Consider the following 20696-nt stretch of genomic DNA (forward strand, 5'->3'; position numbering starts at 1 on the left):
TGACCTCGCCGGTGACGCAACTCATGGGCGGACCAGTAGTTGGACTGGCATAGTGCACAGCATGGCTCGGGAATTGACGACGGTGGGTGTGGTGGGTCTCGGCACGATGGGCGCCGGGATCGCCGAGGTGTTCGCGCGGAACGGCCTGACGGTCGTCGGCGTCGAGCGTGACGACGAAGCCGTGGAGCGCGGCCGCGGGCACATCCAGCACTCGACCGACCGGGCCGTGAAGCGCGGCAAGCTGTCGGTCGAGGACCAGCAGGCGTTGTTCGACCGGGTCACGTTCGCCACCTCGCTGGAGGCGCTGGCCGACTGCGACCTGGTGATCGAGGCCGTCGTCGAGCGGCTCGAGCTGAAGCGCGAGATCTTCGCCGCGCTGGACAAGGTCGTCCGCGACGACGCGATCCTGGCGACCAACACCTCGTCGTTGTCGGTCACCGAGATCTCCGTCGCCACCCAGCGCCCGCGGCGCGTGGTCGGCATGCACTTCTTCAACCCGGCGCCGGTGCAGGAGTTCGTCGAGGTGATCAAGACCGTGGTCACCGAGCCGGACGTGGTCGAGGACGTGCAGGCGCTCGCCCGCCGGCTCGACAAGGTCCCGGTGGTCGCGGCGGACCGCGCCGGATTCATCGCCAACGCGCTCCTGTTCGGGTATCTGAACCACGCCGTCTCCATGGTCGAGTCCCGCTACGCGACCCGTGAGGACGTCGACGCGGCGATGCGGCTCGGCTGCGGGTACCCGATGGGTCCGCTGGCGTTGCTCGACCTGATCGGCCTCGACACGGCGTACGAGATTCTCGACACGATGTACAAGCAGGGCCGCAACCGCCTGCACGCGCCGGCCCCGATCCTCAAGCAGATGGTCACCGCGGGCCTGCTCGGCCGGAAGACCGGGCGCGGCTTCTACACCTACGAGTCGCCGGACTCCCCGGTCGTGGTCGACGACGAGCACACCCCGCACCGCAACGGCGACGAGATCGCCGTCCGCCCGATCAAGCAGGTCGGGGTCGTCGGCTCCGGCACGATGGCGGTCGGCATCGTCGAGGTCCTCGCCAAGGCCGGGTACGACGTGCTGTACGTCGCCCGCGGTACCGAGAAGGTCGACCGCGTCCGCGGCGTGCTGGAGCGCTCGCTGGAGAAGGGCGTCCAGCGCGGCAAGCTGTCCACCGAGGAGCGGGACGCGGCGCTGCGCCGGGTGACCGGTACGGCGAAACTCGACGACCTGGCGAGTGTCGACCTGGTGATCGAGGCCGTGGTCGAGGAGCTCAGCGTCAAGCAGGCGCTGTTCGAGACGTTCGACGAGATCTGCAAGCCGGGCGCGATCCTGGCGACCACGACGTCATCGTTGCCGGTGATCGATCTGGCGATGGCGACGAAGCGGCCGGGCGATGTGGTCGGGCTGCACTTCTTCAACCCGGCGCCGGTGATGCAGCTCGTCGAGGTCGTCAGCACCGTCAGCACATCGACCGAGGTCGCCGACACGGTGGCGGCCGTTGCCGTTGCCGCCGGCAAGCACCCGGTGCGCTGCGGCGACCGGGCCGGCTTCATCGTGAACGCCCTGCTGTTCCCGTACCTGAACGACGCGGTCCGGATGCTCGAGGCGCACTACGCCGGCGTCGACGACATCGATGCCGCGATGAAGCTCGGCTGCCGCCTCCCGATGGGCCCGTTCGCCCTGCTTGACGTCGTCGGCCTGGACGTCTCGCTGGCGATCCAGCGCACCCTCTACCTGGAGTTCCGCGAGCCCGGCTTCGCCCCGGCCCCGCTGCTGGAGCACCTCGTCACCGCCGGCTACCTCGGCCGCAAAACCGGCCGCGGCTTCCGCGACTACTCGGCCTGATCCCGGCTAACGTGGCTCTCGACGACAGGGAGCCGACGATGCCGGACGAGCACGGGAAGCACATCACCGAGGCGCTGAGTGGGCGGTTCGTCGCGCCTTTGTCCGATGAGGAGCGCGTGGAGCACGAGCGGGCGCGGGTCCTCCTCCGGGCGGTGCTGTCGGCGTACAACGGTCTGATCGCCGCCGAGACCGACGAAGACCGTCGACGCGAACTCGAGACCGAGCGCGCGGTGCACACCGAGCGGTTCCGGCGGTTCGCGGGGCTGTCAGCCGAAGAGCGGGCCGAGATCTTGCGTACCTACCCCGAGTTGCTGAGTCGGCTGCGCGCCGAATGATCGACCTCACGCTCACCCCGGCCGAGTCCGAGCAGCTGATCGACCGGCGGATCGAGGAGATCATGCCGTCCCGGCGGCCGATCCGCGGTCCTGGCATCCAGCCGCTGGCGGTGGTGATCGGTGGGCAGCCCGGTGCGGCGAAGTCGACGATCCAGGATCGGGTACACGCGGCGCTCGGGGTGGACACGACGGCGACGTACGAGGCCGATGACGACGCCCAAGCCCATCCGCGGTTCGACGAGGCGACGCGCGACGGTGGGATGGACGCGCACGGCGAGGTGGTCCAGAGCCTGCCTGAAGACCTGAGCCAGCGGTGCCTGGACAGTCTGCTGACCGCGGACCCGCCGTACGACGTCGTGACGAGCGCGTGGCTGGAGACCCCGGAGCGGGCGCAGCAGACGACGGAGCCGTTCCGGAACGCCGGTCATCGGGTGGTGGCCGTTTATGTCGCCACGAACGAGGCCGACAGCCTGCTGGCGATCGCGGACCGGTACCAGCAGGCGAAGGACGCCGCCGGCAACGGGCGGTGGGTGGATCCGCGAATGCACAACGCGGTCTATCAGCGGGTGCCGGACGCGGCGCATGCGGTGGAGACCATGGGGTACGCCGACGACATCTACGTCGTGGACCGCTCGGGAAACGTGCTCTACGAGAACCATCGCCGGGCGGACGGCTCGTTGGAGCGTGAGCCTGGGGCGCGCGAAGCGATCGTTGCCGAGCGCAACCGCCCGCCGACGCCGGCGGAGCAGCAGCGGTTCGTGGGTACGGCGCGGGCGTTGCGGCAGCGTGGTGACGAGTTGGAGCCCGCGGTCGACGACCTGGTCCGCGAGGCGATGCGGAAGCAGGTCGAGCGACCGGCGGCCCTGCCCTCGCAGGCCGTGCCGGATCCGGCCCGGCAGCTCGACGTACGACTGGCGGAGTTGCAGCGGGTGACGGGCGCAGGGCTCGCACCGGCGGGCGACATCCGGGCCTCGGACGGGGCAGGGAACGGAGTACGACGACCGGATGGTGGGCGGGCGTCGCCGGGTCCGTCGGTGGATCGCTGACCTGGGGTGGCTGGCAGACTCGGGTGGGTGTGGAGGTCGGCCGGGCGGGATGGACGTCTGTGATGGTGCTGGTCGCGATCTTGGTGGTGCCGGTGTCCTGGGTGCTGATCGGGATCTCCACGGGATCGGCCGCCGTCGCCCGGTGGATCGCGGTGCTCGGGGTCGGTGTGGTGCTGGCGCGGGTCGCGTGGTCGACGTCCGACGCCGGTCCGGCGCTGCTGATCGCCGTACTGCCGCTGCTGACCGTCACGGTCGTCGTCGCCGGGATCCTCGCGTACTCGTGGCCGCGGGCAACCACCCGCGCGGTGCGGGACTGCGCGCACCGCAACGGGTGGCGGCTCGTCGACCCGCGCGACCTGCGGTTACCGCCGCTCCCGCTGCCGGTCGGCCGTACCTGGAGCGCGCGGAACGTCGTACAGACGCAGGACTGTCTCGCCTTCGAGGTGCGGTGGCTGCACTGGAACGGACTGCTGTGCCGCCGGCGCCGCCTGAGCGCCTTCGTCGCAACGCTGCCGGTCGGATCAAGGTCCCGCAGCACGTGTACGACGACTGGGGGCAGCGTGCCCCGGAACCCGGCCGCGGGCTGCGGTTCCGGGGGCGCCGCTTCGACCCGTCACCCGGTGCGGCGCTGCTCCGGATGACCACACTCGCGACCGGGCTCCTCGGCCTCACGCTGCTCACCTGCCTGGCTGCCGCGGCCACCCAGGCCGACTTCGATCCGCCGCATTCCGCCGAGCGGCTGTTGATCAGCGGCGCGGTGCTCCTCGCGATCGCGGCAGGTTCAGCGCTGGCCCGGCGAGTTTACGGCTCGGCCTGGGCGTAGTCGCCGCAGGGGCCGCCGCCGATGGCTTCGGGGAGGACTGTTTCGCGGCGGTCGGGGCGGACCAAGGGGTTGTAGAAGGCGGCGATCTCGACGCTGTCCTCCGGGATGTAGTGGAAGATCAGCGACCGCCGGAAGCGGTCGTCGGTGGAGTTCGGGCGGGAGCCGTGGACGACGCTGCCGTGGAAGAAGAGGACGTCGCCGGCCTTCATCTTCGTCTGCACCTTGCTGAGGCCGTCGGGGACCGGGACCTCGGCGTTGGTGAAGGACTCGGTCAGGTCGGCCGGCTCCGGGCAGACCAGTTCGGTCTTGTGCGAGCCGGGAACGACCGCCAGCCCGCCGTTGTCCGCGTCCACGTCGTCGACCGCGATCCAGGCCGCGAGGCAGGTCTCCGGGTCGGCGCGCAGGAACGTGTTGTCCTGGTGGAGCGCCTGCCCGCGGGCGCCCGGCGGCTTGAAGTAGAACATCGACTGGGCGCCGAGCGCGGGACCGATCAGCGCCTGGACTACATCGAGGATCCGGTCGTCGAGCATCAGCTCCATCGCGACCTTCCCGGCCTCGGTGTCGCTCGCCCGGTGCGGGTGCACGAACCGTGGGTACTTCGCCAGCGGGTCGTCGTCCGGTACGCCGTCGTCGATCGCGAGCGAGTGGTCGACGGCGACCTGTTCCATGAAGACTGTCCTGATCCGCTCGACCTCGGCGGGTTCGAGCAACTGGGGGACCTGGACGATGCCGTCCCGCTGGTAGATGTCCACGACTGTCATGTCTCCAGGATGTGGTCCCGCTCAGCGAACCAGCGATAGCCTATCGAGCTGTGAACCTTCGATATCCTGCTGAGTCGCCGCATCCGGTGGTGCGCCGGCTGGTGACCGGTGAATTCGACGAAGGCCCTGAGTACGCGACGTATCGACGGCGCGGAACGACCGATTGGCTGCTGGTCCAGACCCTCGACGGCCAGGGACGATTCGGTCAGGTCGCGGCCGTGCCGGGCAGCGTCACGCTGGTCCGCCCGCGCACCCTGCACGACTACGCCACGGTCGGCGACCGCTGGCATTTCCGGTACGCGCACATGCACCCGAAGCCGGATTGGCTGCCGCTGCTGGACTGGCCGGAAGTTGCTCCCGGCATCGTTCAGCTCCATCCCGCCGCACCGACCTTCGAGCGCATCGCCGACCATTTGCGCGACGCCGTACGGCATCAACACAGCGTCCTGCCGCAGGCCGAGCAGCTCAGCGCGAACTCGCTGGAGGCGGCGCTGCTGTGGTGCGACACCCAGAATCCGAAGGCGGTGCAGATCGACGACCGCTTGCTGCGCGCGATCGAGCTGATCGACCAGGACCTGACCGCGAGTCTCGACGTACCGCGGCTGGCGCGTGCCGTGAATCTGTCGGTGTCACGGTTCGCGCACCTGTTCCGCGAGCAGCTCGGCGTCAGCCCGCAACAGTTCGTCGAGCGCCGCCGGCTGGACGCCGCGGCGCGGCTCCTGGAGCTCACCAGCCGGTCGGTTGCGTCGGTCGCCGCCCAGGTCGGGTACGCCGACCCGCTGTACTTCGCGACCCGCTTCCGTCTGCACACTGGATCAAGCCCCACGGCGTACCGCAAGAGGTCTTAGAGTTCTGCGCATGAGAACGCGTGCTGTGGTGGCGGGGCTGGCCGTGCTGGCGGTCGTGGGGCTGGGGGCGTGTGCGCCGGAGGAGAGCTCGTCCGGCTCCTCGACGCCGTCGGGGGCGGATGCCTGTGCGAAGGACAAGCTGGCGGTGAAGACGGCCGGCACGCTGACGGTCGGCACCGACAAACCGGCGTACGAACCGTGGTTCAGTGGCAACGACCCGAGCAACGGCAAGGGGTACGAGTCGGCGGTCACCTACGCGGTGGCGAAGAAGCTCGGGTTCGAGCAGGCCGCGGTGAAGTGGCAGACGGTGCAGTTCAACACCGCGTTCGCGCCCGGCCCGAAGGCGTTCGACCTGGACGTCAACCAGGTGTCGGTCTCCGAGGACCGCCGCAAGGCCGTCGACTTCTCGTCCGGGTACTACGACGTACGCCAGACCGTGATCACCACCGCGGGCAGCAAGATCGCCGACGCCAAGTCCGTCGCGGACCTGGTCGACGCCAAACTCGGCGCCCAGGTCGGTACGACGAGCTATACCGCGCTGCGCGACCAGGTGAAACCCAAGCCGAAGCCGGCGGTGTTCGACACCAACGACCTGGCCGTGCAGGCGCTCAAGAACAAGCAGATCGACGGCATCGTCGTGGACCTGCCGACCGCGTTCTACATGACCGCGGCGCAGCTCGACAACGGCAAGATCGTCGGGCAGTTGCCGGCCGGGGGGCAGGCGGAGCAGTTCGGGTTCGTGCTCGAGAAGGGCTCGAAACTGACCGGCTGCGTCACCCAGGCGGTCGACGCGCTCAAGTCCGACGGCACGCTGGCGAACCTGCAGAAGCAGTACCTGACCGAGTCGGGCGCTCCCGAGCTCTCGTGAGCACCTGGCAACCGTCGGAGCTGCAGCTCGAGCGGATCGCGTACCGGCGCAGGCAGGCGCGGCGATCGACCGTGATCGCAGTGGTCAGCTCGGTGATCCTGCTCGCGTTGGTTGTCGTGGGCATCGGTTCCACGCCGGGCTGGCCGCGAGTCCGGGAGACGTTCTTCAACGTGCACCGCGGCTGGGAGGCGTTGCCGGTCGTCGCCGAGGGCCTCTGGCTGAACGTCCGCGTGATGCTGGTCTGCGCGGTGCCGATCGTGGTGTTCGGGATGACGCTGGCGATCATGCGGACGTTGCGGGGGCCGATCTTCTTCCCGCTGCGCGTGTTCGCGGCCGCCTACACGGACGTGTTCCGCGGTCTGCCGTTGCTGCTGGTGATCTTCCTGCTCGGCTTCGGCGTACCGGCTCTGCAGCTGCGCGGGTTGCCGAACCAGGCGGTGATCTGGGGCGGCGCGGCCCTCGTCCTGACCTACTCGTCGTACGTCGCCGAGGTGTTCCGGGCCGGGATCGAGTCGGTGCACCCGTCGCAGCGAGCGGCGACGCGGTCGCTCGGGCTGACCTATCGACAGACGTTGCGCTTCGTAGTCCTTCCGCAAGCGGTACGCCGAGTGCTGCCGCCGCTGCTGAACGACTTCGTGAGCCTCCAGAAGGACTCCGGGCTGATCGCGGTGCTCGGCGTCATCGACGCGATCCGGGCCGCCCAACTCGAGACGGCCGAGGACTTCAACTTCACGCCGTACGTCGTCGCCGGGCTGCTGTTCGTCGCGCTGACGATCCCGCTGACCCGGCTGACCGATTACGTCGCGCGACGGCAAGGCTGGTACGGCGGGGGAGGCGGACCAGTTTGACGTCCTCCCCGCTGTGAACGGCGGGGATTCCAACACCACTACGCGGAGGTAGCGAGTTGAGGTTCACGGTTCTCAGCGACCAGTACCGCAGTCGCTCCCCGCGCGGTCACGGCCCGTCCGGCCGCGATGTTGACAGCAGCGTTCACGTCGGCGTTCGCGGTGTGGCCGCAAGACCGGCAACGGAAGACGGCTTGGCTCTCGCGCGCCTCCCTGTCCCTGGTCCCGCACCACGAACACGTCTGACTCGTATACGCCGCAGGAATCCTCTGGACGCGCCCGGCGGCCTTATGCTCCAGCCGCTCGACGAGCATCCCTCAGCCATTCGCCAGGATCTCCCGGTTGAGCCCGGACTTCTGCCGAACGTTGCGGCCGGGAGCCTCAACGGTGCCTTTAGCCGACTTCGTCATGTTCCGGATGTTCAGGTCCTCAACACGGATCACGTCGAACCGGCGCGCCAGGCCGGTGCTGGTCTGCTCGATCCATTCCTTGCGCCGGTCAGCCTCACGGGCTTTCAGCTTGGCAATGGCCCTCCGGGTCTTGGCGCAGCGGTTGCTGCCCTTCTGGGAGCGTGCAAGCCGTTGCTGCAACTTCAGCAGCCGGGCCTTCTCGCCACGGGTGAGGGTCGGCACGTTCAATCGCTCGCCGGTGGACAGCGCGGCCGACACGGTCACGCCACGGTCGATACCGACGACCTCACCGGTACCCGGTCCTGGAATCGGGTCGGGGATCACGGCGAAGGCGATGTGCCAGCGGCCGGAGCGATCACGGGTCACCCGGTACGACTTGGCGTCGGCCAGTGGCTTGGACAGCCGGAACTTGACCCAACCGACCTTCGGCACCAGAACCCGCGCCCACTTGCGGTTCACCTTCTCCACCCGCTGGGCCTGCGAGCCGACGATCCGGAACCCTTCGTGGATGCCGGCCTTGCGCCACGTCGGCCGCTGGTGGGTACCACTGAAGAAGTTCGTGACGGCCTGGTCGAAATCTCGCAACGCCTGCTGCTGCACCGTCTGCGACCCGGTCCGCAGCCAATCGTTATCGGCCCGGGCTTCGGTCAGTTGCCGAGCCTGCTCCACGAATCGGGGCGGGCAGCTACGCCGGCCCACCGACCACATCGACCACTGTTCAAGGGCGAGGTTCCAGACGTAGCGGGCATGTGCGCACTGGTCCAGCAACGCCGTTTCCTGCTCCGGGGTCGGGGCAAAGCGGAAGCGGCTCACGAAAGGAATCCAATCACCATGCACCGACAGTTCTGCCGCTGCGCGGCGGTCCGAATTCCTTCCCACCCTGAAGGACGGGGTTTCCTTCGGGGGTCGCGATGAGTTTGCTCAGTCTCCGCGGTGTGCGGAAGGCGTACGGCGAGAACGTCGTACTGGACGGATTGGATCTGGACGTCGCGGCGGGGGAGTGCGTCGTACTGATCGGGGCCTCCGGGTCCGGGAAGTCGACGCTGCTGCGGTGCGTGAACCTGCTGGAGACGGTCGACGACGGCGTGATCGAGCTGGCCGGCACGGACATCACGGATCCGCGGGTCGACGCGGACAAGGTGCGGTCCGGGATCGGGATCGTCTTCCAGGCGTACAACCTGTTCCCGCACATGAGCGTGCTGGACAACATCACGCTCGCGCCGATCCGTGTCCACCGGGTGCCGCGGGACACGGCGCGGGCCCGGGCGCTGGAGATGCTGGAGCGCGTCGGCCTCGCGGACAAGGCGACGGCCAAGCCCGACGAGCTGTCCGGCGGTCAGCAGCAGCGCGCCGCGATCGCCCGCGCGATGGTGAACTCGCCGCAGCTGATGCTGCTCGACGAGGTCACGTCGGCGCTCGACCCCGAACTCGGCGGCGAGGTCCTCGACCTGCTCCGCGAGCTGAAGTCCGAGGGGATGACGATGCTCGTCTGCACGCACGAGATGGCCTTCGCCCGCGACGTCGCCGACCAGGTCTGTTTCCTCCACCAGGGCCGCCCGCTCGAGGTCGGGCCACCCGCGCAGGTCCTGGACGACCCGCGCGAGGCCCGCACCCGGGAGTTCCTGCGGCGGGTCAGCGGGACGACAGGTAGGTGAGGACCGCCATCACGCGGCGGTTGTCGTCCTCGGACGGGGGCAGGTCGAGTTTCGAGAAGATGTTGTTCGTGTGTTTGCTGACGGCCTTCTCGGTGACGAACAGGGCGGCGGCGATCGCGGCGTTCGAGCGGCCTTCGGCCATCAGGCCCAGGACCTCGGACTCGCGTGGCGTGAGCCGGCTGATCGGTTCGTCGCGCGTGTTCCGCGCCAGCAGCTGACCGATCACGTCCGGGTCCATCGCGGTCCCGCCGGCGGCAACCCGGCGTACGGCGTCCAGGAAGTCGGCGACGTTCGATACCCGGTCCTTGAGCAGGTACCCGACACCACCTCCGCCGCCGGTCAGCAGCTCCCGCGCGTACAGCTGCTCGACGTACTGCGAGAGCACCAGGATCGGCAGCCCCGGGACCTGGCTGCGGGCCTCGATCGCGGCGCGCAGGCCCTCGTCGGTGAAAGTCGGTGGCAGCCGTACGTCGACCACCGCGACGTCCGGCCGGTGCTCCACCAGCGCGGGCACCAGCCGCGGCCCGTTGTCGACCGCCTCGACGACCTCGAAGTCGTGCGCCTCCAGCAGGCGGATCAGGCCGTCCCGGAGGAGGGCGTGGTCTTCAGCGATGAGGACTCGCAAGGCAGCTCCATGATCACGGTGGTCGGCCCGGCGCTCGGGCTCACCACGGTCAACGTACCGTCGAAGGCGGCCAGCCGCCGCTCGATACCGTACAGACCGCCACCGGGCCTGATCACGGCACCGCCGATGCCGTCGTCACCGACGATCATGTGCAGCTTCTCGTCCTCGTGGGTGATCTGGATCCAGGCGGTGGTCGCCGCCGAGTACTTCACCGCGTTGGCGAGGCATTCGGCGATCGCGAAGTAGGCCGCGGACTCGACCGGCGCGGGCGGACGGCCAGGTACGTCGAAGGTGACGTCGACCTTGAACGGGCAGGACATCGCGAGCGCCTTGACCGCGCCGTCCAGACCGCGGTCGGCGAGCACCGGCGGGTGGATCCCACGGACCAGGTCGCGCAGCTCGGACAGCGCCGTACTCGCGGACTCGCGGGCCTCGGTCAGTAGCGCAGCCGCCTGGGCCGGGTCGCGCGCCACCATCTCCTCGGCCATGCCGAGGTTCATGCTGAGCGCCGCCAGCCGGGCCTGGGCGCCGTCGTGCAGGTCGCGCTCGATCCGGCGCAACTCGGCCGCCTGGGTGTCGACGGTCTCCGCCCGGGACTCGGCCAGCTCACGGACCCGCATCGCCAGCTTGGCGCTCTCGGTCGGGCCGAGCAGCGAGCGGGCCACGAACGCGTTCGCCTTCAGCAGCCGCTCGCCGGCCGCCTGCCAGATCATGAACGCGAGCAGCGCGACCGGCATCAGCAGGAAGCTGGTCCAGAAGTTCACCGTGAACAGCCCGCCGAACGGTTCGGTGAACACGCCCTCCGGGGTGACGCCGACGAGCAGCGGGTAGACCAGATAGAACAGCGTCGCCAGGAACAGTACGGCGCTGAGCAGGCACAGTGTGAAACCGATCACGGCGTTCACGAGCAGCCAGACGATGTCCCGCCAGGTCTGCGGATCGGTCAGGATCGTCCGCAGGCGCATCAGCATGCCGGGCATCGGAGGCTTCTTGTACGGGCGCGGGATCCGCTCACCGAGGAAGCCGGCCAGGAGCGTGCGGTGGCAGTTCGCGAACCACCGCGCGGCCGGTACGACGACGAGCAGCATCGGGATCCCGACCCACACGGCGATCAGCGGGACGGACACCACGCTGAGCACGAACAGGGCGATCCCCAGCTCGGCCAGGATCGCGAGGAACAAAGCGATCCACGGCTGCGCAAGCTTCGGGTAGCGCATCGGCGGCGCTTCAGTCGTGGCAACGGTGCTCATGCCTCCATCATGACCGAGCGTGAGATCTACGGCAGTGGTGTTATCTCCACTGTCCGCCGGGAGCTGACTCCACAGCAGATTTGGGTAGTAACTCTCATGCTTTCGGAGGTTAGTGCGGTGAGGCTTGATGCACTACGCTGGCCGCGGCTGTACGCCTAGGCCTTCCCCCGCTACCGAGACGAGGACCTGATGGCACAGCCTGTCGCGTCATCTGCTGCTACCCGCCGTTCCGACTTCTCCCCGCTGTTACGGGAGATCAAGGCCGCCGGCCTGCTGGAACGCCGTACGGCGGCGTACGCGATGGCGATCGGTATCAACGTGGTTCTGCTCGGCCTGACCTGGGCGGCCGTCGCAGTGATCGGCAGCTCGTGGTGGGCGCTGCTGCTGACGCTGCCGATGGGGATCCTGACCACCCGGGCGGCGTTCTTCGGGCACGACGCCGGGCATCAGCAGATCGGCAGCTCGCGCAAGCTGCACGACTGGATCGGGATGCTGCACGCCAACCTCCTGCTCGGCATGAGCTACGGCTGGTGGAACGACAAGCACAACCGGCACCACGCCAACCCGAACCACACCGACAAGGACCCGGATGTCGGCGAGGGCGTACTGGTCTGGACCCTTGAGCAGGCTGAGGGCCGCAAGGGCCTCGAAGGCTGGCTGAGCCGTAACCAGGCGCGGATCTTCTTCCCGCTGCTCACCCTGGAGGGCTTCAACCTCAAGGTGTCGGGCATCCGCTTCCTGCTCGCCCGCCGGCGTACGGAGAAGACGGAGATCGGCCTGATGGCCGCACACCTGGTGCTGTACTTCAGCGCGCTGTTCCTGATCCTGTCGCCGGGCCAGGCGGTCGTCTTCGCGCTCGTCCACCACATGATCTTCGGGCTGCACCTCGGCAGCGTGTTCGCGCCGAACCACAAGGGCATGGAGATGCCCGACGACGACTGCAACTGGGGCCACCTGGAGAAGCAGGTGCTCACGTCACGCAACGTCAACGGCGGTCTGGTCACCGACTGGATGATGGGCGGGCTGAACTACCAGATCGAGCACCACCTCTTCCCGAGCATGCCGCGCGCCAACCTCCGGTTCGCCCAGCCGATCGTGCGCAAGTACTGCGAGAGCATCGGAATGCCCTACGTCTCCACGAGTCTGATCGATTCGTACCGCATGGGGTTGCGCCACATGCACGACGTCGGCGAGGAACTCCGCGCGAGCTGATCCGCCTCCTGCCGGAGTGACCTGGCTCATACGGATAGCCTGGAAGAGCTATGTCGCGCAGAAGGCCTTCCAAGTGGCAGCGGCCGGTCAGTGACCGGCCGCTGTTCGGTGGTACCCAGAGCCGGGAGGCGAAGGCCGACGGCGAATGGAACGTCCGGCGGGTGTCCGGGTCCGCGTCCGCGAAGTCGTACCGCTGCCCGGGCTGCGACCAGCAGATCCTGCCCGCCACCCCGCATGTCGTGGTGTGGCCGGAGAACCCCAGCCTGCTCGGTGCTCTGGGCGGTGCGCAGTCGCTCGACGAGCGGCGCCATTGGCACACTGCTTGCTGGCAGCGCAGTCGGTGAAAGGTAGTTGGGCATGAAGCTTCCGGTCGCGGCGTACGGCGAAACCGGTACGCCGGTCGTGGTGATGCACGGGCTGTTCGGCTCGGGCCGGAACTGGATGACCGCCGCGCGCCGGCTCGCGGACCGGCACCGGGTGTTCGCGTTCGACCTGCGCAACCACGGGACCTCGCCGCACGTCGAGACGATGAGCTACCCGGAGATGGCCGACGACGTCCGCGAGACGATCGAGTCGCTCGGGGTCGGGCCGGTCGCGCTCGTCGGGCACTCGATGGGCGGCAAGACCGCGATGCTCACCGCGTTGCAGCACCCCGCGGTGGTCGAGCGGCTCGTCGTCGTGGACGCGGCACCGGTCGCGTACCCGCCGGCGTTCGTCGAGTACGCCCGGGCGATGCGGAACGCCGACCTGTCCTCGATCACCCGTCGTGCGGAGGTCGACGCCCAGCTCGTGGACGCCGTACCGACGCCCGGAACGCGCGCCTTCCTGCTGCAGAACCTGATCCTCGACGCCGACGGCGCCCGGTGGCGGCCGAACCTCCCGGTGATCGAGGCCGCGCTGCCGGCGATCTCCGGCTGGCCCGCCGACGCCGCTGGGCTGGTTTACGACGGACCGACGCTGTTCATCTACGGCGGCAAGTCCGACTACGTCCAGCAGGACCACCGCACGACCATCGCGACGTACTTCCCGCAGGTGACGTACGCCGAGGTCCCAGAGGCCGGCCATTGGGTCCACGCCGAACGCCTCGACGACTTCCTCGCCGCGCTCACCCCGTTCCTTCCCTGACGCCGCGGAGGCGGCCTTGATCCTGGCGTCCGCTCGTCTACAGTGGCGTCAGACCTGCTGGGAGAGCGCTGATGGTGAGTTTTGACTGGGGACTTGACGAGCCGCCTGCGGCACCCGGCGATGGGCGCGTCGCGCTTCCAGCTGCGGACCTACCTGAGGTGGTTGAGCTAGTAGGTCAGGGCTGGAGTCTGGCACCGGAGGAACCCCTCTGGGTCTTCTTGCCGGCGGTATGGCCCAGAACTCATCGGACGTGGGTAGCCGACCGCTCGACGCGCTGGGTCGAGCATTCGCGTGATGGCGTCGTTGTCGAACGCGTGCCATGGTCCGCCGACCTGTACGCCGAGATCGAGTCGGACTGCAATGGTTTGCTGGCCGAGGCGGAAGTCCCGCCCCGGCCGGCCAACCGGCTCTGGCTGCTCAAGCCGCCGCCCTCCGGCATCTCGGTGCAGGCTGTGCTCGACCGCGTGCTCGAGCCGACTCTGTCACCGGACAGCGAGATCGTTCCGAGTTGCAATCCCGCCTTTGTCAGTCACACCCAAAGCACAATCAATACACTCTTCAGCTGACCACGCTCACGGTAGCCACGGGACTTGGTAGTACTTGCAATTCGGCCCGCACTGGCGCCAGCGGCCGGTATGAATGGTCCCTAACCCGAATGTCTGGGAGTAACCGTCCGCCTTGAAGCTGCCATGAAGGTCGTCGTGGTATGTCGTGTTGTTGGACAGCCTGGTACTCAATTGGTTGTATCCGGTGGACGACGGCGCCCACGAACGCCAGCTGGTCGAGGTGATGTTGGAAAAGTCGAGTTCGACGTTGCCGCAGAAGCCGTCGGGGCCAGAACGGTTGATCCGGCAATCGGCCCAGAACAGGTTCGGGCGAACGGTCGGTCCACTGTCCCAGATCAACAGTCCGCGCCACCGCGGATAGGGCCCGTTGAATGCCTGCCGGACGACGAAGTCGATCCGGCCGACGACGGTGGTGTTCACGCCGTAGGCGCCGTTGCCCTTGACTTCGGCGATGTAGTCGGTGATCTTCCGGCCGCAGACCGTCCCGCCTTCACACCAAGAGTCGTAGTCGTCGGCAAGGATGCCGAAGTCGTCCGCGGTCGTCCGCGCCGGCGGAGGAGTCATCTGTACCTGTCCGGATCCGAACTGCTTGACCTCCGTTCGAGTGCGACCGGCGGTGCGGATCTCCGCGGTGAGCACCCCCGCCATGCAGGTCCACGCCACTGGAGCCAGCCGGGTCGCCTCCGCGATGCATGCCCGTTGTGCGCTGTCGTCCAACTGGACACTGGCGTCCAATTGAACACCGGCGGCAGGCCGCGGAGCAGAGGTGGCCACGGACGGAATTTGAACGAGACCAACGGACAGCAGAGCAGCAGTGAACACAGCGAAACTCTTGCGCCTCACAATTCCCCCTGATACGAGCTCTGTGGTAGCAGTCGGGTTTACTGCCCGACGACTGATTTCCCCTGGAATGGAGCCGCCCGCGGAAACGCAGAGCGGATCATGATGGTGAGCTCACAAATCCCGTTCGCGACGGTTGTCATTCCACTACACTGCCGCGATATCCATCTGTCAATCGCCGGTCGATTGCACGTTCCTGCAATTTCGGATGGAGTTCCCGAGCCTTGGGTGGGCACTCGGTTGACGACCGGGCTCGTCGCTGTCGAGGTGGCTGTGGCGGGTCGGGTGGGGCTGGTCGAGTGGCGGAAGCGCCGGCCTGAGGGTCCGGGACTGGCATCCACGCCCCGGGGGGGAGGACGCGCGCCGGTAGTCTGGCAAACGGTTGTCAGTAATCCATTGACCTCTGCCTGAAATCATCGGTAAGTTTTCAACCCAGTTCCTGCAGGATCCACGATCTGGGTTGGTGGTAGCGATGGTGGTCCGGACCGGCGCGCAGCGTCTGGCCGAGGACCCGGGGTTGGTGCCGGACGGGCGCCTGGGACTGATCACGAACTTCACCGGCGTGCTGCCGGACCTCACGCCGACCTCGGTCGCGTTGCGTGCGGCCGGGTTGCCGTTGACGGCGTTGTTCGGTCCCGAGCACGGCCTCCGCGGTACGGCGCAGGCGGGTGCGAGCGAAGGCGAAGGAGTCGATCCCGACACCGGGCTGCCGGTCTTCGACACGTACCGGCGGAAGGGGCGGGAGCTCGACGACCTGTTCTCCGGTGTCGACGTGCTGCTGTTCGACATCCAGGACATCGGGACGCGGTTCTACACCTACATCTGGACGATGTACGACTGCCAGCAGGCGTCCGCCCGGCTTGGTATGCCATTTGTGGTGCTGGACCGGCCGAACCCGCTCGGCGGTGTCCGGGTCGAAGGGCCGCTGCTGCAGCCCGGGTTCGAGAGCTTCGTCGGGCGAGCGCCGATCCCGCTCCGGCACGGCCTGACGGTCGGCGAACTCGCCCTGCAGTTGGGTGCGGCAACGGTCGTCTCCGTCGAGGGGTGGACCCGTTCGACCACCGGGACCGGTATGCCATGGGTGCCGCCGTCGCCGAATATGCCGACACCGGAGACCGCTTTGGTATACCCCGGCACGGGCTTGTTCGAGGGCACGAACCTCAGCGAGGGCCGCGGTACGACGCGACCGTTCGAGACGATCGGGGCGCCGTACGTCGACGACCGGTTGGTGCCGGTGCTGCGCGCGTGTGAGCTGCCCGGGGTGATCTTCCGGCGGACGTGGTTCGAGCCGGTGTTCCACAAGTACGCGGGCCAGGCGTTGCCCGGCGTACAGCTGCACGTCGTGGATGCGGAGGCGTTCGAGCCGGTGCGGACCGCGCTGGTGATGCTGCGGGTGCTGAACGAGCTGTATCCCGACGACTTCGATCTCCTGCCGTCGCTCGACAAGCTGTGGGGCTCGGACTCGCTGCGGAAGCGCTGGAGGCCGGCGACGACCCGGTCGATCTCTTGCCCGCAGCAACCACACCGGCCGGCTGGGTACGCGACGGCGTACTGCTCTACGAAGGGATTGACCGATGATCCGCTCGTTTCAGGTCGGTGACGGGCCGGCGATCGCCGCCGCGTGGACGGCTGCGGCTCCGCCCGATCCGATCAGCTACCAGCGGTTCCGCGACCTGTTCCTGCTGGACCGCAACTTCGACGCGGCCGGCCTGCAGGTAGCCGTGATCAATGATCAGATCGTCGGCGCCGCGTACGCCGTCCGCCGCCTGATCGCCGTCGACGCCGACGACCTGGAGCCCGCCTCCGGCTGGATCCCCTTCTTCTTCGTCCATCCGGAGCACCGCGGTCATGGCCTCGGCCGCGAGTTGTTGTCCGCGGCAATGGACTGGCTCCGGTCCCACGGACGGTCCGAGGTGTACTTCTCGTCGTACACCCCGAACTACTTCCTCCCCGGTCTCGACGCGGCCCGCTACCCCTCCGCGGCCCGGCTGCTCGCGGGCCTCGGCTTCGAGCGCGGGTACGACGCAGTCGCGATGGACCGCAGCCTCGTCGGGTATGCCATTCCGGACGAGGTCCGCAAGCGGATCGAGGCCCTGACGGCCGAGGGCTACAGCTTTGGTACACCATCCGGCGACGAGCTGACCGCGCTGATCGAGATCGCCGGCCGGGAGTTCAACCCGGACTGGGCGCGCGCGATCCGCGAAGGCGTCGTGTCCGGTCTGCCACTCGACCGCATCGTGGTGGCACGCAACCCCAGCGGAGCGATCCTCGGCTGGGCGATGCACGGGACCTACGAGGCGGTGATCGACCGCTTCGGGCCGTTCGGCGTGCTGCCGGCCTCGCGCGGCACCGGGCTCGGGAAGGTGCTGCTGCACCTGACGCTCGAGCGGATGGTCGCCGCCGGCGCGCACAGCGCCTGGTTCCTGTGGACCGGCGAGAAGTCCGCCGCCGGGCAGCTGTACCTGAAGACAGGTTTCGACATCACCCGCACGTTCACCATCCTCCGGGCGCCCCTGCCCCCGGATGACGGGAAGGAATGACATGAGGATTTCCAGAGGTCTGCGGCTTGCCGTTGCGCTCGGACTGCTCGCCACGGCCGCGGCCTGCGGCGGTGGCGGCGATGCGGGCAGTGACGGATCAGGCGGTGACAAGGTCGAGCTGACGCTGCTGAGCCACTACAGCGACGGCCCGTCCAAGGAAGGGCTGGACACGATGATCCAGCAGTGGAACAAGGAGAACCCGAAGGTCCAGGTGAAGGCGCAGGTGGTCAAGTTCGACGACCTGCTCACCACGATGACGGTCCGGCAGACCGGCGGCCGCGGCGCCGACATCGTCAGCGCGTACGGCCTGTGGGGCGGCCAGTTGATGAAGGCGAACGTCGTGGCCAAGGTGCCGGACGACATCGCGACCAAGATCAAGGCGGAGTACAGCCCGGCCGCGCTCGGCGCGGTCACCACCGGCGACACGCTGCTCGGGTACCCGACCGAGCTGAACACCTACGTGCTCTTCTACAACAAGAAGATCCTCGCTGCCGCAGGTGTCGAGAAGCCGCCGACGACATGGGCCGAGCTCGCCGACGCCGCGCGCAAAACAGTCAAGCGGGATGCCAAAGGCAACATTCAGGTCGAAGGTCTCAGCCTGATCCAGGACGGCGACAACAAGTCCGTGCATCCGTTCCTGTCGCTGCTCGACGCGGCCGGCGGGAAGTTCCTCGGCCCGGACGGTACGGCGCAGTTCGACAACGCCGAGGGCAAGGCGGCGCTGAAGTTCGAGGCCGACCTCGCGGCCGCGAAGGCGACCAACCCCTCGATCATGCCCACGAAGCAGTTCCGCAGCGGCGGTGTCGCGATGGCGATCCAGGCCGGCTGGTGGATCGGCAGCCTGAAGACCCAGATGAAGGACAATTACTCCTCCGACGTCGGGGTGACCGCGATCCCGGGGCCGACCGCGGGCAGCAAGGGCTCGCTGGCGTACGGGTTCTTCATGGGCGTGAACCAGCGCAGCAAGCACGCCGACGAGGCGTGGAAGTTCCTCACCTGGATGAACGAGCACAAGGCCGCCGACGGCACCGTGACGGAGACCGGCAAGTGGCTGGCTGACCAGGGCCTGATCCCGCCGCGGACCGCTGACCAGGCGACGTACAAGAAGACGCTGTCCGACCCGAACCTGGCTCCGATCTACGACGCGGCGACGTACGCGATGGCCGAACCCAACCAGCCCGGTGCGTACGAGGCGAAGACCGCGCTGCACAACGCGATCATGGGTGTGCTTGCCGACGGCAAGAATCCGGACGACGCGCTGGCGCAGGCCGCCAAGGCGGTCAAGCCGCAATGACGGCCGCGGTCAGCCAGGCCGGCGCTGTTGTGCCGCCGGTCCGGCGGCTCGGCAAGCTGCAGCGCGAGGGACGGGCGGCGTACCTGTTCCTCGCGCCGGCGTTGCTGTTCTTCTGCGTGTTCCTGATCCTGCCGTTCATCTTCGCGATCGTGCTCGCGTTCTCGGACTGGGGCGGGTTCGACCTCGGGACCCTGAAGTGGGCCGGTACGGCGAACTTCCGCGAGGTCCTGGGCTTCGACGGGACGTTCGTCAAGCCGATCCTGGTGAACACGCTACTGTTCGCGTTCGGGTCGGTGTTCCTGGCCACGTTCGGGTCCGTGCTGGTTGCCTACTGCATCGATCGGCTGGCGTTCCAGGGATTCTGGCGGGTGCTGTACTTCCTGCCCGTGGTCGCGACGGTCGTGGCCATCGGCAACGTGTGGAAGATGATGTACCAGCCGGCCGGGCTGATCAACGGCGTCCTGAACAAGCTCGGCGTGAACAGCATCGGGTTCCTGTCCGATGCGTCGTACGCGCTGCCGTCGGTGACCGTCGTACAGGCCTGGGCCTCGATCGGCGGCGCCGTGCTGATCCTGACGGCCGGGTTGAAGGCGATCCCGGAGATGTACTACGAGGCGGCCGAGGTGGACGGTGCTTCGACCTGGCACATGTTCTGGTCGATCACGTTGCCGTTGCTGCGGCCGGCCTTGCTGTTCGTGCTGATCACGCAGTTCATCGGCGGGTTGCAGTCGTTCGCGCTGATCATCGTGATGACGGGTGACGGCGGGCCGGTGAACGCCACCAACGTGGCGGCGTTCGAGATGTACCAGCGGGCGTTCAAGTACGGCGCCTGGGGGACGGCGAGCGCGATGGCGATGGTGCTGTTCGTGATCATCCTGGCGATCACCTTGCTGCAGTTGTGGGTCGCCCGGCGGCGCGGAGAGGAGACCTCGTGAGACGGCGGCACGGCAAGTTCCCGTGGTTCGCGTACCTGGTCGTGATCCTCGGCGGCGTCGCGATGGTGATGCCGTTCCTCGACATGGTGATGAGCTCGTTCAAGGGGGCGGGCGAGTACGGCGTGATCCCGTACAAGCTGCTGCCTTCGTCGTTCAATCTCGACAACTATCGCGAGGCGTTCTCGCAACTGCAGCTGCCGCGGCTGTTCCGGAACAGCGTGATCGTCACGGTGTCGGTGACGATCACGGTGCTTGTCACGTCGGCGCTGGCCGGGTACGCGCTGGCCAAGCTGCGGTTCCGCGGGCGGGCGGTGATCTTCCGGTTCATCCTCGCGACGATGATGCTGCCCCCGTTCCTGCTGCTGATCCCGACGTTCCTGATCATGCTCAACTGGCCGCTGGCCGGCGGCAACGACTTCCTCGGGCGCGGCGGTGGCGGCGGGCTGACGACCAGCCTGCTCGCGCTGATCCTGCCGTTCACGGTGTCCGGTTTCGGGATCTTCCTGATGCGGCAGTTCATGGTCTCGCTGCCGGACGAGATGCTCGAGGCGGCCAAGATCGACGGCGCGAACCAGTGGCAGATCTGGCGGCTGATCGTGCTCCCACAGACCAAGCCGGTGGCGATCACGCTCGGGCTGATCACGTTCATCGGCACCTGGAACGAGTACATCTGGACGCTGCTGATCTCGTCGTCCGACCCGTCGTTGCAGACGCTGCCGGTCGGGATCCAGTTGCTGCAGAGCTTCCTCGATCCGGACCGCACCATGCCGATCGTGATGGCCGGACTGGTGATCAGCACGTTGCCGGTGCTGGTCGTGTTCCTGGTGTTCCAGAAGTACTACGTGCGTGGCGTCGTACTCAGTGGCTTGAAGTGACTG

Annotated in this window: 24 protein-coding genes; 18 read left to right on the forward strand and 6 right to left on the reverse strand. The window is 68.0% G+C overall.

What is annotated here, in order from left to right; genetic code table 11:
• Positions 1-61 precede the first annotated feature (61 nt).
• Genes ACLJOO_RS38840 through ACLJOO_RS38860 form a run of 5 tightly spaced genes read left to right on the forward strand, consistent with a single transcriptional unit; the run spans position 62 to position 4044 of the window.
• Positions 62-1840, forward strand: a complete 1779-nt coding sequence (locus ACLJOO_RS38840; protein ID WP_410792864.1) for a 3-hydroxyacyl-CoA dehydrogenase family protein — start codon at positions 62-64, stop codon at positions 1838-1840.
• 38 nt (positions 1841-1878) lie between these two features.
• Positions 1879-2175, forward strand: a complete 297-nt coding sequence (locus ACLJOO_RS38845) for a hypothetical protein (protein ID WP_410792865.1) — start codon at positions 1879-1881, stop codon at positions 2173-2175.
• Positions 2172-3221: a zeta toxin family protein gene (locus tag ACLJOO_RS38850; RefSeq protein WP_410792866.1), complete on the forward strand. Its 1050-nt coding sequence runs from the start codon at positions 2172-2174 to the stop codon at positions 3219-3221. The genes ACLJOO_RS38845 and ACLJOO_RS38850 overlap by 4 nt, the downstream gene beginning before the upstream one ends.
• A 23-nt stretch (positions 3222-3244) precedes the next feature.
• Complete coding sequence (locus ACLJOO_RS38855) at positions 3245-3862, forward strand: hypothetical protein (RefSeq protein ID WP_410792868.1); 618 nt, start codon at positions 3245-3247, stop codon at positions 3860-3862.
• A complete protein-coding gene (locus ACLJOO_RS38860; RefSeq protein WP_410792869.1) occupies positions 3859-4044 on the forward strand; it encodes a hypothetical protein in 186 nt (61 codons plus the stop codon). The genes ACLJOO_RS38855 and ACLJOO_RS38860 overlap by 4 nt, the downstream gene beginning before the upstream one ends.
• Here the strand turns inward: ACLJOO_RS38860 and ACLJOO_RS38865 are convergent.
• Entirely contained in the window at positions 4023-4805 is a 783-nt protein-coding gene (locus tag ACLJOO_RS38865; RefSeq protein ID WP_410792870.1) for a phytanoyl-CoA dioxygenase family protein, read from the reverse strand. The two genes, ACLJOO_RS38860 and ACLJOO_RS38865, sit on opposite strands and share 22 nt — an antisense overlap.
• Positions 4806-4855: 50 nt before the next feature.
• On the opposite strand from ACLJOO_RS38865, the gene ACLJOO_RS38870 reads away from it, so the two are divergent.
• Genes ACLJOO_RS38870 through ACLJOO_RS38880 form a run of 3 tightly spaced genes read left to right on the forward strand, consistent with a single transcriptional unit; the run spans position 4856 to position 7369 of the window.
• On the forward strand, positions 4856-5653 hold the full coding sequence (locus ACLJOO_RS38870; RefSeq protein WP_410792871.1) for a helix-turn-helix domain-containing protein: 798 nt from the start codon (positions 4856-4858) through the stop codon (positions 5651-5653).
• A 10-nt stretch (positions 5654-5663) separates the two neighbouring features.
• A complete protein-coding gene (locus ACLJOO_RS38875; protein ID WP_410792873.1) occupies positions 5664-6521 on the forward strand; it encodes an ABC transporter substrate-binding protein in 858 nt (285 codons plus the stop codon).
• Positions 6518-7369, forward strand: a complete 852-nt coding sequence (locus ACLJOO_RS38880; RefSeq protein WP_410792875.1) for an amino acid ABC transporter permease — start codon at positions 6518-6520, stop codon at positions 7367-7369. Before ACLJOO_RS38875 ends, ACLJOO_RS38880 begins: the two co-directional genes overlap by 4 nt.
• 38 nt (positions 7370-7407) lie before the next feature.
• Here the strand turns inward: ACLJOO_RS38880 and ACLJOO_RS38885 are convergent, their stop codons facing one another.
• Positions 7408-7680, reverse strand: a complete 273-nt coding sequence (locus ACLJOO_RS38885; protein WP_410792877.1) for a zinc ribbon domain-containing protein — start codon at positions 7678-7680, stop codon at positions 7408-7410.
• 3 nt (positions 7681-7683) lie between these two features.
• Positions 7684-8589: an RNA-guided endonuclease InsQ/TnpB family protein gene (locus tag ACLJOO_RS38890; RefSeq protein ID WP_410792878.1), complete on the reverse strand. Its 906-nt coding sequence runs from the start codon at positions 8587-8589 to the stop codon at positions 7684-7686.
• A gap of 98 nt (positions 8590-8687) precedes the next feature.
• On the opposite strand from ACLJOO_RS38890, the gene ACLJOO_RS38895 reads away from it, so the two are divergent.
• Positions 8688-9431, forward strand: a complete 744-nt coding sequence (locus tag ACLJOO_RS38895) for an amino acid ABC transporter ATP-binding protein (RefSeq protein ID WP_410792880.1) — start codon at positions 8688-8690, stop codon at positions 9429-9431.
• Here ACLJOO_RS38895 and ACLJOO_RS38900 read toward each other — a convergent pair.
• Both ACLJOO_RS38900 and ACLJOO_RS38905 read right to left on the reverse strand, forming a co-directional pair.
• Positions 9409-10056 (reverse strand): LuxR C-terminal-related transcriptional regulator, encoded by a 648-nt coding sequence (locus ACLJOO_RS38900; RefSeq protein ID WP_130387429.1) that lies wholly within the window; start codon positions 10054-10056, stop codon positions 9409-9411. The genes ACLJOO_RS38895 and ACLJOO_RS38900 overlap by 23 nt on opposite strands.
• A complete protein-coding gene (locus ACLJOO_RS38905) occupies positions 10008-11306 on the reverse strand; it encodes a sensor histidine kinase (protein ID WP_410792882.1) in 1299 nt (432 codons plus the stop codon). Before ACLJOO_RS38905 ends, ACLJOO_RS38900 begins: the two co-directional genes overlap by 49 nt.
• 189 nt (positions 11307-11495) lie before the next feature.
• On the opposite strand from ACLJOO_RS38905, the gene ACLJOO_RS38910 reads away from it, so the two are divergent.
• The 4 genes from ACLJOO_RS38910 to ACLJOO_RS38925 all read left to right on the forward strand — a co-directional run bounded on the left by ACLJOO_RS38910 (position 11496) and on the right by ACLJOO_RS38925 (position 14209).
• On the forward strand, positions 11496-12518 hold the full coding sequence (locus ACLJOO_RS38910) for a fatty acid desaturase family protein (RefSeq protein WP_410792884.1): 1023 nt from the start codon (positions 11496-11498) through the stop codon (positions 12516-12518).
• Positions 12519-12568: 50 nt separating this feature from the next.
• A complete protein-coding gene (locus ACLJOO_RS38915) occupies positions 12569-12862 on the forward strand; it encodes a hypothetical protein (protein WP_410792885.1) in 294 nt (97 codons plus the stop codon).
• Positions 12863-12875: 13 nt separating this feature from the next.
• Entirely contained in the window at positions 12876-13643 is a 768-nt protein-coding gene (locus ACLJOO_RS38920) for an alpha/beta fold hydrolase (RefSeq protein ID WP_410792886.1), read from the forward strand.
• Between the two features lie 71 nt (positions 13644-13714).
• Positions 13715-14209 (forward strand): DUF5956 family protein, encoded by a 495-nt coding sequence (locus tag ACLJOO_RS38925; protein ID WP_410792888.1) that lies wholly within the window; start codon positions 13715-13717, stop codon positions 14207-14209.
• A 6-nt stretch (positions 14210-14215) separates the two neighbouring features.
• On the opposite strand, the gene ACLJOO_RS38930 is transcribed toward ACLJOO_RS38925, so the two are convergent.
• Positions 14216-14944, reverse strand: a complete 729-nt coding sequence (locus ACLJOO_RS38930) for a hypothetical protein (RefSeq protein WP_410792890.1) — start codon at positions 14942-14944, stop codon at positions 14216-14218.
• Between the two features lie 577 nt (positions 14945-15521).
• Here ACLJOO_RS38930 and ACLJOO_RS38935 point away from each other — a divergent pair.
• Genes ACLJOO_RS38935 through ACLJOO_RS38955 form a run of 5 tightly spaced genes read left to right on the forward strand, consistent with a single transcriptional unit; the run spans position 15522 to position 20693 of the window.
• Entirely contained in the window at positions 15522-16649 is a 1128-nt protein-coding gene (locus ACLJOO_RS38935) for an exo-beta-N-acetylmuramidase NamZ domain-containing protein (RefSeq protein WP_410792891.1), read from the forward strand.
• A complete protein-coding gene (locus ACLJOO_RS38940) occupies positions 16624-17589 on the forward strand; it encodes a GNAT family N-acetyltransferase (protein WP_410792893.1) in 966 nt (321 codons plus the stop codon). The genes ACLJOO_RS38935 and ACLJOO_RS38940 overlap by 26 nt, the downstream gene beginning before the upstream one ends.
• A 1-nt stretch (position 17590) precedes the next feature.
• Entirely contained in the window at positions 17591-18883 is a 1293-nt protein-coding gene (locus tag ACLJOO_RS38945) for an extracellular solute-binding protein (protein ID WP_410792895.1), read from the forward strand.
• A complete protein-coding gene (locus tag ACLJOO_RS38950; protein WP_410792897.1) occupies positions 18880-19818 on the forward strand; it encodes a carbohydrate ABC transporter permease in 939 nt (312 codons plus the stop codon). Before ACLJOO_RS38945 ends, ACLJOO_RS38950 begins: the two co-directional genes overlap by 4 nt.
• Complete coding sequence (locus tag ACLJOO_RS38955) at positions 19815-20693, forward strand: carbohydrate ABC transporter permease (protein WP_410792899.1); 879 nt, start codon at positions 19815-19817, stop codon at positions 20691-20693. Before ACLJOO_RS38950 ends, ACLJOO_RS38955 begins: the two co-directional genes overlap by 4 nt.
• Positions 20694-20696 lie beyond the last annotated feature (3 nt).

This window comes from Kribbella sp. C-35, assembly GCF_046549195.1.
Lineage (GTDB): Bacteria > Actinomycetota > Actinomycetes > Propionibacteriales > Kribbellaceae > Kribbella.

What these genes read in the sequence shown, in the direction of transcription:
- ACLJOO_RS38840 (WP_410792864.1), top strand. Translation starts at nt 62, where the DNA reads ATGGCTCGGGAATTGACGACGGTGGGTGTGGTGGGTCTCGGCACGATG.
- ACLJOO_RS38845 (WP_410792865.1), top strand. Translation starts at nt 1,879, where the DNA reads ATGCCGGACGAGCACGGGAAGCACATCACCGAGGCGCTGAGTGGGCGG.
- ACLJOO_RS38850 (WP_410792866.1), top strand. Translation starts at nt 2,172, where the DNA reads ATGATCGACCTCACGCTCACCCCGGCCGAGTCCGAGCAGCTGATCGAC.
- ACLJOO_RS38860 (WP_410792869.1), top strand. Translation starts at nt 3,859, where the DNA reads ATGACCACACTCGCGACCGGGCTCCTCGGCCTCACGCTGCTCACCTGC.
- ACLJOO_RS38865 (WP_410792870.1), bottom strand. Translation starts at nt 4,805, where the DNA reads ATGACAGTCGTGGACATCTACCAGCGGGACGGCATCGTCCAGGTCCCC.
- ACLJOO_RS38875 (WP_410792873.1), top strand. Translation starts at nt 5,664, where the DNA reads ATGAGAACGCGTGCTGTGGTGGCGGGGCTGGCCGTGCTGGCGGTCGTG.
- ACLJOO_RS38885 (WP_410792877.1), bottom strand. Translation starts at nt 7,680, where the DNA reads ATGCTCGTCGAGCGGCTGGAGCATAAGGCCGCCGGGCGCGTCCAGAGG.
- ACLJOO_RS38895 (WP_410792880.1), top strand. Translation starts at nt 8,688, where the DNA reads ATGAGTTTGCTCAGTCTCCGCGGTGTGCGGAAGGCGTACGGCGAGAAC.
- ACLJOO_RS38905 (WP_410792882.1), bottom strand. Translation starts at nt 11,306, where the DNA reads ATGAGCACCGTTGCCACGACTGAAGCGCCGCCGATGCGCTACCCGAAG.
- ACLJOO_RS38910 (WP_410792884.1), top strand. Translation starts at nt 11,496, where the DNA reads ATGGCACAGCCTGTCGCGTCATCTGCTGCTACCCGCCGTTCCGACTTC.
- ACLJOO_RS38915 (WP_410792885.1), top strand. Translation starts at nt 12,569, where the DNA reads ATGTCGCGCAGAAGGCCTTCCAAGTGGCAGCGGCCGGTCAGTGACCGG.
- ACLJOO_RS38920 (WP_410792886.1), top strand. Translation starts at nt 12,876, where the DNA reads ATGAAGCTTCCGGTCGCGGCGTACGGCGAAACCGGTACGCCGGTCGTG.
- ACLJOO_RS38925 (WP_410792888.1), top strand. Translation starts at nt 13,715, where the DNA reads ATGGTGAGTTTTGACTGGGGACTTGACGAGCCGCCTGCGGCACCCGGC.
- ACLJOO_RS38935 (WP_410792891.1), top strand. Translation starts at nt 15,522, where the DNA reads ATGGTGGTCCGGACCGGCGCGCAGCGTCTGGCCGAGGACCCGGGGTTG.
- ACLJOO_RS38940 (WP_410792893.1), top strand. Translation starts at nt 16,624, where the DNA reads ATGATCCGCTCGTTTCAGGTCGGTGACGGGCCGGCGATCGCCGCCGCG.
- ACLJOO_RS38945 (WP_410792895.1), top strand. Translation starts at nt 17,591, where the DNA reads ATGAGGATTTCCAGAGGTCTGCGGCTTGCCGTTGCGCTCGGACTGCTC.
- ACLJOO_RS38950 (WP_410792897.1), top strand. Translation starts at nt 18,880, where the DNA reads ATGACGGCCGCGGTCAGCCAGGCCGGCGCTGTTGTGCCGCCGGTCCGG.